The 13,369-nt window shown below is 42.9% G+C and carries 12 protein-coding genes; 3 read left to right on the forward strand and 9 right to left on the reverse strand.

What is annotated here, in order from left to right; translation table 11 throughout:
- Window positions 1-9 precede the first annotated feature (9 nt).
- The 6 genes from AC6CHI_RS04575 to AC6CHI_RS04600 all read right to left on the reverse strand — a co-directional run bounded on the left by AC6CHI_RS04575 (window position 10) and on the right by AC6CHI_RS04600 (window position 6,423).
- On the reverse strand, window positions 10-624 hold the full coding sequence (locus AC6CHI_RS04575; protein WP_498119681.1) for an alpha/beta fold hydrolase: 615 nt from the start codon (window positions 622-624) through the stop codon (window positions 10-12).
- A gap of 105 nt (window positions 625-729) precedes the next feature.
- Window positions 730-1,575 carry a diaminopimelate epimerase gene (gene dapF, locus AC6CHI_RS04580; protein ID WP_498119683.1) on the reverse strand — a complete coding sequence of 282 codons (846 nt, stop codon included), beginning with the start codon at window positions 1,573-1,575 and terminating at the stop codon, window positions 730-732.
- 11 nt (window positions 1,576-1,586) lie between these two features.
- Window positions 1,587-2,831 (reverse strand): diaminopimelate decarboxylase, encoded by a 1,245-nt coding sequence (gene lysA / locus AC6CHI_RS04585; protein WP_498119684.1) that lies wholly within the window; start codon window positions 2,829-2,831, stop codon window positions 1,587-1,589.
- A gap of 23 nt (window positions 2,832-2,854) precedes the next feature.
- Entirely contained in the window at window positions 2,855-3,079 is a 225-nt protein-coding gene (lptM, locus tag AC6CHI_RS04590) for an LPS translocon maturation chaperone LptM (protein WP_458891349.1), read from the reverse strand.
- A gap of 133 nt (window positions 3,080-3,212) precedes the next feature.
- Window positions 3,213-4,616: an amino acid permease gene (locus tag AC6CHI_RS04595; protein WP_498119685.1), complete on the reverse strand. Its 1,404-nt coding sequence runs from the start codon at window positions 4,614-4,616 to the stop codon at window positions 3,213-3,215.
- A 307-nt stretch (window positions 4,617-4,923) separates the two neighbouring features.
- Window positions 4,924-6,423 (reverse strand): alanine/glycine:cation symporter family protein, encoded by a 1,500-nt coding sequence (locus AC6CHI_RS04600; protein WP_498119686.1) that lies wholly within the window; start codon window positions 6,421-6,423, stop codon window positions 4,924-4,926.
- Window positions 6,424-6,774: 351 nt separating this feature from the next.
- Here AC6CHI_RS04600 and radA point away from each other — a divergent pair, with 351 nt between their 5' ends.
- From radA to tehB, 3 genes are all read left to right on the forward strand, one after another.
- Entirely contained in the window at window positions 6,775-8,157 is a 1,383-nt protein-coding gene (gene radA, locus AC6CHI_RS04605; RefSeq protein ID WP_498119687.1) for a DNA repair protein RadA, read from the forward strand.
- A 123-nt stretch (window positions 8,158-8,280) separates the two neighbouring features.
- Complete coding sequence (locus AC6CHI_RS04610; RefSeq protein ID WP_498119688.1) at window positions 8,281-9,255, forward strand: Tim44 domain-containing protein; 975 nt, start codon at window positions 8,281-8,283, stop codon at window positions 9,253-9,255.
- A gap of 134 nt (window positions 9,256-9,389) precedes the next feature.
- The gene (tehB, locus tag AC6CHI_RS04615; RefSeq protein ID WP_498119690.1) at window positions 9,390-10,253 is read left to right on the forward strand and encodes an SAM-dependent methyltransferase TehB; all 864 of its coding nucleotides are present in this window, start codon (window positions 9,390-9,392) and stop codon (window positions 10,251-10,253) included.
- 64 nt (window positions 10,254-10,317) lie between these two features.
- On the opposite strand, the gene cysN is transcribed toward tehB, so the two are convergent.
- The 3 genes from cysN to AC6CHI_RS04630 form a co-directional block, all read right to left on the reverse strand.
- On the reverse strand, window positions 10,318-11,928 hold the full coding sequence (cysN, locus tag AC6CHI_RS04620; protein ID WP_498119692.1) for a sulfate adenylyltransferase subunit CysN: 1,611 nt from the start codon (window positions 11,926-11,928) through the stop codon (window positions 10,318-10,320).
- A gap of 45 nt (window positions 11,929-11,973) precedes the next feature.
- The gene (gene cysD / locus AC6CHI_RS04625; protein ID WP_026441297.1) at window positions 11,974-12,882 is read right to left on the reverse strand and encodes a sulfate adenylyltransferase subunit CysD; all 909 of its coding nucleotides are present in this window, start codon (window positions 12,880-12,882) and stop codon (window positions 11,974-11,976) included.
- 220 nt (window positions 12,883-13,102) lie between these two features.
- Complete coding sequence (locus tag AC6CHI_RS04630) at window positions 13,103-13,315, reverse strand: hypothetical protein (protein WP_458891342.1); 213 nt, start codon at window positions 13,313-13,315, stop codon at window positions 13,103-13,105.
- Between the last annotated feature and the right edge of the window lie 54 nt (window positions 13,316-13,369).

Below are 13,369 nucleotides of genomic sequence, written 5' to 3' on the forward strand. Positions count from 1 at the left end.
CACTGCTCCTTATGGTCTTGAGTCAAATTGTAATAAGTAAGGCTTTAAATGTTCAGCAACCACGGCCGCATACTTTGCTGCAAAGGCATGATCACCCCCGTCAATAATATGCAGTTCTGCTTGCGGTAATTTTTGCTGCAAGGCTTGACCGACTGCCACGGAACTAATCAGGTCTTGATTGCCCCATAGCAACAGCACGGGCAACTTAATTTTTTCAAATTGCGGAGATAAATCAATTTGAGTTGTCACGAACCAGTCTGGATAATTGACATACTGATGCTGATAGTCGGTTCGCCAGTCTTGCAACTGAAAACATGATAAATCAATTCCGCCTGAGGTTGCCATGAGTACCAAGCCTTTAACCAAATCTGGACGGGCTAACGCGGCCTGTACAGCAAAAACGCCTCCCATGGATTGGGCAATCAAAATACATTCATCCTGAATCTGATTCAGGACAAAATCAGACAAACTGGCAAAGTCAACAACCGACTGCTGGCTTGGCTCGTCAGCAAAACCCGGATAGGCAATCACCTGTTTCGGATGCTGATTTTCCAGAGCTTGAATTAATGGCGTCCAAAAAGTTGTACTTCCAGATGCACCAGGGAGAAAAATTAATTTTGGCATGCACTTATAGTCAAGAATAGATTGATCTTTTAACTCAGCATAGCCGATTTTTGCCCATAAAAAAGCACCATCTTATGGATAGTGCTTTTTTCTTTCAAAATAAACTTAGCCTTGGAAATAGCGTAAATCGATACGGCCTTCATAGACATTTGCTGTTGGACCCGTCATCCAGACCACATCGCCATCACGCCATTCAATTTGCAACTTGCCACCCGCCAGTTCAATTTCAACTTGATTCGCCAATAAACCACGGCGCATACCCGATACAGCAGCAGCACATGCTCCTGTACCACAGGCCAAAGTCTCACCCACACCCCGCTCAAATACGCGTAAACGTGCATGTTTTTCATCAATGATTTGCATGAAACCCGCATTTACACGCGCTGGAAAACGAGCATGTGACTCGACTTGTGGCCCCATCGTTGCCACATCAGCCGTAATGACGTCTGGCACAATGGTCACCGCATGCGGGTTGCCCATATTGACCACGTCAATTGTAATCTGCTGCTGATTTGCCAATTCGAGGTCATACAAGTTTTCGGCTTGATCAGCTAAAAATGGAATGTCCTGTGGCAAAAATTTAGGATAACCCATGTTTACGCGTACCCAGCCATTCGGACCCAATTCCGGCTCGACGATGCCCGCTTTGGTTTGTACCTTAATTTTGGTTTTAGTGGTCAACTGACGCTCATGCACAAAACGCGCAAAACAGCGTACCCCATTACCACACTGTTCAACTTCCGAACCATCCGCATTAAAAATACGATATTTGAAATCGGCTTCTGGTACATCGGGTGGTTCAACAATCAGTAATTGGTCAAAACCAATGCCAAAATGACGATCTGCCAGACGTTGAATGGTAACGCTATCTAAATAAGCACGTTGACTAATTAGATCAATCACCATGAAGTCATTACCCAGACCATGCATTTTAGTAAATTCTAAAAACATTCCCTGACTCCTTAAGGCAACAAGTGTTCATTTGCCCAAAGTGACTCAACTGTTTCACGCTCACGAATGAGATATGACTCAGCAGCATCGACCATAACTTCAGCAGCACGACCACGGGTATTGTAGTTTGAACTCATCACAAATCCGTATGCACCAGCACCCAAGACCGCCAAAGTATCCTGTTCACGCAGGGCTAAATCACGCTCTTTCCCCAAGAAATCGCCGGTTTCACAAATGGCACCCACCACATCCCACTGTAGCGTCTCAACATCGGTGCGCGGAGTCACAGGTTGAATATCCATCCATGCTTCATATAGCGCAGGACGGATCAAATCGTTCATCGCTGCATCAATAATGGCAAAATTACGGTGATTGGTTGGTTTTAGTAAATCCACCTTAGTCACCAATACACCTGCATTCGCAGAAATACTGCGTCCGGGTTCCATATACACTTTTAAGCCCAATTTTTCTAAAGCGGGCTTCATTGCATTGGCATATTCAAAAACGGTAGGCGGCACTTCATCTTTATAGGTCACGCCTAAACCACCACCAATGTCGATATGTTTGAGCTGAATTCCCAATTCTTTGAGTTTTTCAATCATCAACATGACGCGATCAAGGGCATCCACAAACGGTTTCGTTTCAGTTAATTGCGAACCGATATGGCAGTCAATCCCGATAATCTCTAAATTGGGTAAACTTGCCGCATATTGATAGGTTTCAAATACCGTATCGGATGGAATACCAAATTTGTTTTCTTTTAACCCCGTCGAGATATAAGGATGGGTTTTTGCATCCACGTCTGGATTGACACGCAATGAAATCGGGGCTTTTTTACCCAATGCCGCCGCCACTTTCTGAATTCGGTCTAATTCTGCATAAGACTCGACATTAAAGCAGGCAATGCCAACTTCTAATGACTTTTGAATATCCGCTTCGGTTTTACCTAAACCAGAAAATACCACTTTGGAGGCATCACCACCCGCAGCCAAAACACGCGCCAACTCACCGCCAGTCACAATATCAAAGCCACAGCCGAGTTTGGCCAATACATTCAGTACCGCAATATTGGAGTTCGACTTTACCGCAAAACAAATTTGATGATCGATAAACTCAAAAGCACGATCCATGTCTAAGAAATGCTTTTCAAAAGCTGCTTTTGAATACACATACAGTGGCGTGCCGTATTGCTGTGCAAGCTGTTCAAGAGAACACTGCTCTGCATGCAATACCCCATTAATGCGGGTAAAACTCATGAAGATGTCCTTTCAGTGACAAGTTAAGGTGTAGATGATTGATTTTGTGTAGCAGGTTGTTGATCTGCTGGCTGGGTCGATTCAACTTGCTCAGTTTTTTGACCAGACTCTACATTTGGATATAACAAATATTTTGCACGTTTGTCATAATTTGAATCGCTTGGTAATTGCAATGCACCCGATTGACCACAACCGATTAATGAAGAGCCCAAGACCAATACACTTATGCAGCAAATGACGCGACGCATCTGACCACCTATCTCAAATTTTAACGAAGTATAACCCGATCAACGCATTGACCAAAGCATTAAACGCTAGAGATTATCGTCAGACATAAAAAAACGCCAGTTTTAAACTGACGTTTTTACAAACACAAATTGATTATTTATGTTTAGGTTTATAAAAACCAAAATAACCAATTGCGAGAATGATCAGCCAAATCGGACTGACCATCAGGGCTTTCATGGTGTCTGGTTCAAGTGATAACACGTAAATCATACCAATAAAGAATACGATTCCGATCCAGCAGGTCAATGGTCCACCCGGTAATTTAAAGGTCGACTTGGCATGTAAATCTGGACGTGTTTTGTAGTACACCAGATAACTCCACAAAATCATTAACCACACTAAAATAAACAGAATGGTCGACAAGGTCGTGGCCAGCGTAAAGGCTTCAACGGTGTTCGGAACAAAATACTGTAATGCTGCACCTGCCAACAAGCAGATTGCTGAAAAATACAAGGCATTGGCCGGAACAGCTCGCTTGTTCAAATGACCAAATGCTTCTGGTCCTTGTTTCTCACGGGATAAACCAAACAACATACGACTGGTAGAGAATACACCACTGTTCATCGATGACATCACCGAAGACAACACCACCAGATTCATAATGATCGCTGCTGCAGCAATACCCGCTTGACTGAACAAGTTAACGAATGGGCTCACGTCTGGATTGATCTTATTCCATGGCGTCACCGACATTACAATAATCAATGCAAATACATAGAAAATAATAATACGAACGGGAATTGAGTTAACTGCTTTTGGCAAGTTGCGCTCTGGATCTTTGGTTTCTGCTGCTGTCGTTCCGACCAGTTCCACCCCGACAAAAGCAAAAATGGCAATTTGGAAACCGGCAAGGAAACCTTCCATACCTGTCGGGAACATTCCGCCATTAGCCCATAAATGCGTAAATGATGCCACTTCGCCTGAAGTTGAAGTAAAGCCCGTGAAAATCATCCACAAACCAACAGCAATCAGTACCACAATCGCGATAATTTTGACCAAGGCAAACCAGAATTCAAGCTCACCAAATAGTTTTACCGTCATTAGGTTGAGCCCCATAATGAAGATAATTGCTGCGACGCTGATCATTGCCCCTTCAACTGGGCTAAAAGGCAGTCCATTATTGAAAAATTGCAAATAGTAGATAATCGCGGATAAGTCTGCGATACCAATCGTGATCCAGCACAGCCAGTAGGTCCAACCGACAAAATAGCCCGCCCAAGGACCGATAAGATCCGTGGAAAAATCAATGAATGACTTATATTTCAGATTTGATAATAGTAGTTCTCCTAATGCACGCATTACGAAAAACACCATTAAACCAATAATCGTGTAGATAAATAAGATCGAAGGACCCGCCAAACTAATGGTTTTGCCCGATCCCATGAACAAGCCTGTACCAATTGCCCCACCAATCGCAATCAGTTGTAGATGTCGATTCGACAAACTACGATGGAGTTCGCCTTGCGCAGCGGACTCATTCGAGTTTTGATTTAACATCGTGATAGAAACTCTCTAATAATCCTTTAAGATTTTTTAACCAAATTAATCCAAATTACACATTTGCACTATTTTTAAGCATGCCTTCGCTATGTAAGTTTTTGGGTCAATCTAAGCTAAACAACTATATCTGTATTGTTCAGCATTCACGCCTTATACAATTAGCGCCGATAATACGCACTAGATTGATGCAACACAATGCACTTTTTTGATACGTTAGTTCTAGATTTTCTACAATTGTTCGTAAAAAAAGCAGCCGATTCGGCTGCTTCTTTTAAGTTTTACTAAATGTTCGTGAGCTAACTTTCTATTGGTTGTTCTGTTTTTTCTTTAAACGTTCTTCCCAATAAGTTGCATTACGAATGCCGAGTTTGACTGGATCAAAAGTGAACTCTTTCACGCCTGCTTTTTGCTGCTGCTCGTAATCTTTCAACGCTTTCATGGTTGGTTTCCAGACAAAGTAAGTCAAGATAATCCCAATAATGTTAATCCATGCCATTAAACCTACACCAATATCACCGACGCCCCAGATATAACCTGTCGCACTGATTACACCATAAGCAACCGAAATCATAATGAAACACTTGGTGATGAATAATAGTGAAGGTGTTCTAGTGATGTAGCTTAAATAAGCAATGTTGGTTTCTGCAATATAGTAGTAGGCAACAATGGTGGTGAAAGCAAAGAAGAACACCGCCAAAGCCACAAAGATTTGACCAAAGCCACCAAATACCGTGCTGACTGCCATTTGGGTGAATGCTGGTGAACCAATTTCAACCGTTGCACCAATGTTTTGAACAATAAATTGACCCGCTTCTAAAGTACCTTGTACGTTATACATACCGGTAATTAAAATCATGAAGGCTGTAGCAGAACAAACAAATAAGGTATCGACATACACCGAAAATGCTTGTACAAACCCTTGTTGTGCAGGGTGTTGCACTTCTGCTGCTGCCGCTGCGTGTGGACCTGTACCCTGACCCGCTTCGTTGGAATAAACACCACGTTTAACCCCCCAACCAATGGCTGCACCAATACCCGCCATTGGGGTGAACGCATCTGTAAAGATCAGTTTAATCACACCCGGAAGTTCGTGAATATTCATTCCGACAATGACAAGCGCCATTAAAATGTAGCCTGCCGCCATGAATGGCACAACAAACTCAGCAAAACGTGCAATACGTTTAATACCACCAAAAATAATGATTGCTAATAAAGTCAAAATCACCACTAAAGCAACGAGTTTAAACGTTCCGACATTACCAAAAACAATCGAACCTTCACCGGTAATCTGGGTAAAGGCATTGCCGACCGCATTCGCTTGAATACCAGGTAGGAACAAACCACAAGATACGATCGCTGCAATGGCGAATAAAATACCTAACCAACGTTGACCTAGACCTCTATCAAAATAAAATGCTGGGCCACCACGGTATTGACCTTGATATTCAACTTTATAAATTTGACCTAAGGTTGATTCCACATAGGCGGTACTCGCACCTAAAAATGCCACCACCCACATCCAAAACACAGCACCTGGACCACCAAAGCCAATTGCGGCAGCAACACCCGCAATGTTACCTACACCAACACGTCCCGAAAGTGAAACGGCAAGTGCCTGAAACGAGGAAATCCCTTGCTCGGAGGAAGAACCACTAAATAGTAATCTCGCCATCTCTTTCATCTGACGCACTTGTACAAAGCGCGTCAAAATAGAGAAGAATAAGCCTGCCCCTAAACATAAATAAATAAGAGCCTTGCTCCAAATAATACCATTTACCCAATCAACAATTTCTGCTGCACTCATAGACATCAACCTTTTTATATAATTTGAAAATAGAGCAACCGCTAAATTTTCATTTGTTTGAGCAGGAGCAATATCTATGCCATTCTAAAACTAAGTTATGACAATAAATAAGCAAACACCCAAACACCTTCCTTGGAAAAAGTGAACTCAACAAATATATTGACTCAAAACACAGTGTTTCTTACTTGTAAAAGTCCTATATCATGTTATTTTTCTGAGCACTTCCCTTTAACCAGTGAATTACGAACCTTGTCTTTCCTTCTTAATCCTTAAGAAATACTACAGACGCTTTTAATTGTATTCGTAATAACTCTTTTTTATCTAATTTATACAAAATTTTCAATTTTATTTATGGCAAAAATTAAAACTGTTTACCGCTGCGAGCAATGCGGTGCCGACCATTCGAAGTGGGCAGGACAATGTTCTGAATGTGGCGAGTGGAATAGTCTGGTTGAAATAAAGGTTGAACCAGTTGTGACACATCGCGCTCAACCTAAAATCGGAGGCGGCTACGCAGGGCAAGCTGCCAGCATCACTACATTAAATCAAGTGTCTGTTTCGCATGAAACTCGTCTTGCCACAGGTATTGGTGAATTTGACCGCGTACTCGGTGGCGGCTTAGTCACAGGCTCCGTGGTTTTAATTGGTGGTGACCCGGGTATTGGTAAATCCACCATTCTTTTACAAACTGCAACTTATATGGCGGCAGCGAAAAGTTCTGCACTCTATGTCACAGGTGAAGAATCTTTATCCCAAGTCGCACTTCGTGCACAGCGTCTCGATTTGCCGACCGATCAACTTAAAGTCATGGCGGAAACCTGCGTCGAGCGCATCTGTGAGGTACTGGCACAGGAACGCCCTGCGGTTGCGATTCTGGATTCCATACAAACCCTCTATACGGAAACCTTACAGTCTGCCCCGGGTGGTGTTTCGCAAATTCGCGAATCTGCGGCCTTGCTAACCCGTTTTGCTAAAAATAGTGGCACTGCACTATTTCTTGTGGGCCATGTCACCAAAGAAGGGGCTTTGGCAGGACCGCGTGTACTTGAGCATATGGTGGACTGTGTACTGTATTTTGAAGGTCAGTCTGACTCAAGATATCGCATGATTCGTGCCGTAAAAAACCGTTTTGGTGCAGTCAATGAGCTCGGTGTCTTTGGTATGACCGATAAAGGATTACGTGAAGTCGCCAATCCTTCAGCCATTTTCTTAAGCCGTTATGATGAAGCCATTCCGGGTTCTATTGTCATGATCAGCCGTGAAGGTACACGTCCCCTCTTGGTCGAAGTACAGGCTTTGGTCGATGATGCCCATGGACAGCCTCGCCGTGTAGCACTCGGACTAGAACAAAACCGTTTAAACATGTTATTGGCTGTGATGCATCGTCATGGTGGGGTACAAACCTCTGGGCAAGATGTTTATGTGAATGTCGTGGGTGGTTTAAAAATTACCGAAACAGGCTCAGACTTAGCGGTACTATTGGCTTGTGCTTCCAGCCTCCGTGGCAAAGCGCTGCCACAACAATTGGCTGTTTTTGGCGAGGTAGGACTCTCTGGAGAAATTCGCCCAGTACCGAATGGTCAGGAACGCCTAAAAGAAGCCATTAAACATGGGTTTAAATATATTATTGTGCCACGCGCTAATGCACCGCAAAAAGCCATTGCTGGGGTGCAGATCATTGCAGTTGCCCGATTACATGAAGCCTTGACTGAAGCCATGAATCTCGCAGAGTAAGTCTGTAGGTCATAAAAATTTAACTGTGCAAATTTAAACAAAAAAATTGTGTTTTCTTATTGAAAAATGCAACAAAAGCCTGCATAAATGCAATGCTAATTTTTATTTTTATAGGAAAATTGAATGGAAGTTCGACAGCGTAGTTTAGTTGCAGGTATTTTAGCAGCGATGTTATTGGTTGCACCTTTAGCAGAAGCTAAACGTGCTGGTAGTGGTAAAAGTCATGGCATGAGCCGTTCTACAACATCCAGCCAGTCTTATCAACAACCTCGTCAAGCAACTCCTGCACAACAACCTGTTGCCCCTGCAACTGCACCGCAAAAATCTGGTCCAGGTGTTGGTACTATGGTTGCTGCTGGTGTAGCGGGTGCTGCTGTTGGTGCCGTTGCTGCCAATGCGCTTGCAGATGATCGCCCAGCAAGTCAAGCTGAAGCCGCTCAAGAAGAGAAAGGCGGAATTCCTGGCTGGATCTGGATCTTACTTGCTGCTGCTGTTGCCTTCTTCATTTTCCGCAAGATGGGCGCAAAAAAAAAACTAAGCTCTACTAATCCGTATGCACCGAATAATGGCGGTCAACCTGCATCGCCATTTGGTCAAACACCTGCGGCACCGCGTGCATCAACGGATAATACCAATATTTTTGGTCAATCCGTCGGTGGCGGTGCTGCAACTCAAGCACCTGTAAGCAATGCTCCGTTTGGCACAGCCTATACCAACAGCGGTAATCAGCTTCCAGATGGTACTGAACCTGCTGCTTTCTTACGTATTGCACGTCAACGCTTTAATCATATTCAATCGATGAATACCGCGAGCAATATTGAAGAAATTCGCCGTTATCTAACACCTGATCTCTATCAGTCGATGTATAACGACATTATGGCAAACCGTGATCAAGATGTAGCTGAGTTTTCTAACTTGAATGCGATGGTGACGGATTCTGCAACTGAAAATGGTCAATATGTGGTTAGCGTACGCTTTACCGGTACTGTGAGCGAAGATCTTAACAGCTTGCCACAACCCTTTACCGAAATCTGGCACTTTGTTAAACCTGCGGGCTCAAGCCAAGACTGGTTGGTTGCAGGTATTCAACAAGCTTAATTATGTGAATAATTTAAAACAGCGACTTCGGTCGCTGTTTTTATTTTTAGCAGCATCACGCTAATATCAGATTGAGAACATCATTCAAAATAGATTTTTTGCTAAGTTAAAGCTCGGAATATAAGGATGCCTATATGCAAACACTGCTGTGTTATAAATCACTGCCTATTTGGAAGCACGACACCATTCCACCCGCTTTTCAGCAAGCTCACAACACCAAACCTGGCACATGGGCAAAACTCCATATTTTAAAAGGTGAACTCGATTATGCTTTGCTCAGTGAGCAGGGTGATGTGACATCCCATCAGTATTTTAGCGTAACTGAACAACCTCCTTTCATCGAACCCCAAGCTTGGCATCGCATTGTCTCATTTAGCCCCGATATTGAATGCCAACTCAGCTTTTATTGCCATGCAGATGAATTATTCACGCAAAAATATCAGCTCGCCCCCACTCATTCAGAAATATTAGCAGCCCTCCCTGCTTTGCAAGGTGGTAAAGCCCTAGATGTCGGCTGCGGCTCGGGACGTAATGCCCTATTTTTAAGTCAGCATGGCTTTGAAGTGGATGCTTGGGATGTGAATCCGCAAAGTATGCAACATTTAGAACAAATTATTCAGACGGAACAGATTCGCAATATTCATACTCAACTGCGGGATTTGAATCTAAATCAACAGATTCAAAAGCAATATGATTTTATTTATTGCACCGTGGTCATGATGTTTTTACAAGCCAAAACAATTCCACCTTTGATTGCTCAAATGCAGCAAGCCACAAAATCAGGCGGATATAACTTAATTGTCTGCGCCATGGACAGTGATGATTATCCGGTCCAGCCTGATTTCCCTTTTAGCTTCAAAGCGGGTGAATTGGAAGCACATTATCAAGATTGGACAATTCTAAAATACAATGAAAATGTTGGTGAACTGCATCGTACCGATGAACATGGACACCGGATTAAACAGCGCTTTGCCACCCTCTTCGCTCAAAAAAATTGATTAAATAAGCTGCAGTTCAGCACATAAAAAACCCGCCAAATGGCGGGTTTTTTAGCATTGGATCTTATAAACTAACCAATTTCACAATTTGCTCTGCCAGTTCTTCCGCTTGTTCAGCAGTAAAACTCACATCAGTTGCATCGGCAAGGTCAGTAATGATTACTACACCCGTTTCACGCAACAACGCCACTTGTTCAGCCGTTAAGCCTGCTTTGGCAATGGCAACCACACCTTGCTGAATCAACAAGCTTTCCAAGACTTGAGCTTGCTCAAGCGCTTTTGCGGTTACAGTGACGGTCGCAGGTTTTTGACCCAAACGAGCTGCACGATCTTCAGCAGAAACAGGATTTGCATGTGCAGTCCATTCAACCGCTGCTTCCACCATACCTGCACCAACCGTGACATTGCTTAAACGGTCAATAAAGATAAATGAACCGGTATAACGGCTGTCTTGGTAACGGTCAAACACCACTGGCGCATCAAATTCAACGGTTAAGTCTGCAATTGCATTCAGCTCTAACTGTTCCACTTGAGTATGTTCAAGTGTATTCACATTGACGCGGTAGTTAATGGCGGTGACTTTGGCTGGAACTGTTTGCGTACCAATCTTAACGTTGTACAACTTACCTTTTACAAGCGGCTGGTCATTCATCCAAACCACAGTAGCACGTACACTACGTGACAAAGATGGCTCTTCACCCGCTTTAACCAACACGTTACCACGCGAAATATCAATTTCATCGTTCAACGTTAAAGTCACTGCCTGACCCGCAATTGCATGCTCTAAGTTACCGTCATAAGTCACGATTTCTTTCACTGTAGACTTTTTACCTGAAGGTAAAGCTACAATTTCATCGCCAACGTGTACTTCACCTAAAGCAATCGTTCCGCAGAAACCACGGAAATCGAGGTTCGGACGGTTCACATACTGCACAGGGAAACGGAATTCGCTCTTGCTTGAATCACGGGTAATTTCGACAGATTCCAAAATGCTCATCAAGGTTTGACCTTGATACCATGGCGTATTTGCAGATGCATTCACCACGTTGTCGCCATTCAAAGCTGAAATTGGCACAAACAAAATATTGCTTGGTTTACGGTCTAATTGCGCTACAAACTGTTGGTATTCTGCTTGAATTTCGCCAAAGCGCGTTTCAGAGAATTCCACCAAGTCCATTTTGTTAATCGCAACAACAATGTTCTTAATTCCCAACAAACTCGCAATATAGGTATGACGACGCGTTTGCGTTTGTACGCCATAACGCGCATCAATCAAGATAATCGCAAGGTCAGCGGTTGACGCACCTGTAGCCATGTTACGCGTATATTGCTCATGCCCTGGGGTATCTGCAATGATGAACTTACGCTTTTCTGTAGAGAAATAGCGGTAAGCCACATCAATGGTAATGCCCTGCTCACGCTCGGCTTGCAGACCATCGACCAATAAGGCAAGGTCAGGTGCATCACCGGTTGTGCCGACTTTTTTACTGTCGCGCGTAACCGCTTGTAATTGATCTTCATAGATCAATTTTGAATCATAAAGTAAACGTCCGATTAAAGTACTCTTACCATCATCGACGTTACCGCAGGTCAAAAAGCGCAATAAATCTTTTTGTTCATGCTGTTTTAAGTAAGCCAAAATATCTTGGCTAATTAATTCTGATTGATGAGACATTGCTCAAACTCCACAAATGCTTTGAAACCGAATGCTGAGTAACGCTTAGAAATAGCCTTCTTGCTTTTTCTTTTCCATCGAGCCAGCTTCATCATGGTCAATCATACGACCTTGACGTTCTGAGCTTGTCGCGAGCAACATTTCTTGAATAATTTCAGGTAAGGTATTCGCTTCTGACTCAACTGCACCAGTCAATGGGTAACAGCCTAAAGTACGGAAACGTACCGATTTCATTTGTGGAACTTCGCCTTCGTGTAAACGCATACGTTCATCATCGACCATGATGAGTGTACCGCTACGCTCAACCACTGGACGTTCAGCAGCAAAATACAATGGAACAATTGGAATCTGCTCTAAATAGATGTATTGCCAGATGTCCAACTCGGTCCAGTTGGATAATGGGAACACACGAATACTTTCGCCCTTGTTCACTTTACCGTTATATAAGTTCCATAACTCTGGTCGTTGGTTTTTAGGATCCCAACGGTGTTTATTGTCACGGAAAGAATAGACACGCTCTTTGGCACGAGATTTCTCTTCGTCACGACGTGCGCCACCAAAAGCAGCATCGAAACCATACTTATCCAGTGCTTGTTTCAAGCCCTGAGTTTTCATGATATCCGTATATTTTGAGCTACCGTGGTCAAATGGGTTAATCCCCGCATCACGACCTTCTTTGTTTTGATGTACGATCAAATCAAAGCCATGGGTTTTCGCCATGTTGTCACGGAATTGAATCATTTCCTTAAACTTCCAGCCGGTATCGACATGCAGAAGTGGAAACGGAAGTTTGGCAGGATAGAACGCTTTCAAGGCAAGATGCAGCATGACAGCTGAGTCTTTACCAATGGAATATAACATTACCGGATTTTCGAATTCGGCAGCTACTTCACGAATAATGTGAATACTCTCAGCTTCAAGCTGTTTAAGATGAGTAAGTCTTTCCTCATTTATTGACATCGACAACACCGATTTACTAATTCGTGCTAATTACACATTCAACAATTGATATTCATTATAGAGATTTACTATTCACAACTATTGCTTGTTTTATTATATTGATATGCAAAATAATCATATAAAGCATAACTAATAATAAGTATAAGTTTTCAAGCTATAGTCAATCTCAACCCTTTTTTTTAAAACCTATTGCAAAAACTGAAAGGATTTATGCCTACTCGCTTTTTGCTTGTGAAGCAGCTTCTTGCTGCTGCCTTAACTCAACCCGCTTTTGAATTTCTGCACGTTCTAGATCATATTGCTTTTTATTCTCTGCATCGCTCTTTGCTGCTAAAAACGCCATTCCAATCACAAACATTGGAATGAGTAGACCCAATACCATTAATTTCCAAGGCAACGCTTTTTTAGTCACTTCAGGTTGGCTCATACGAGATTACTCAAATCTAAAATCTTTAAATGCGCAACAATATAACAAAAAAGA

This window comes from Acinetobacter sp. GQ146, assembly GCF_059758585.1.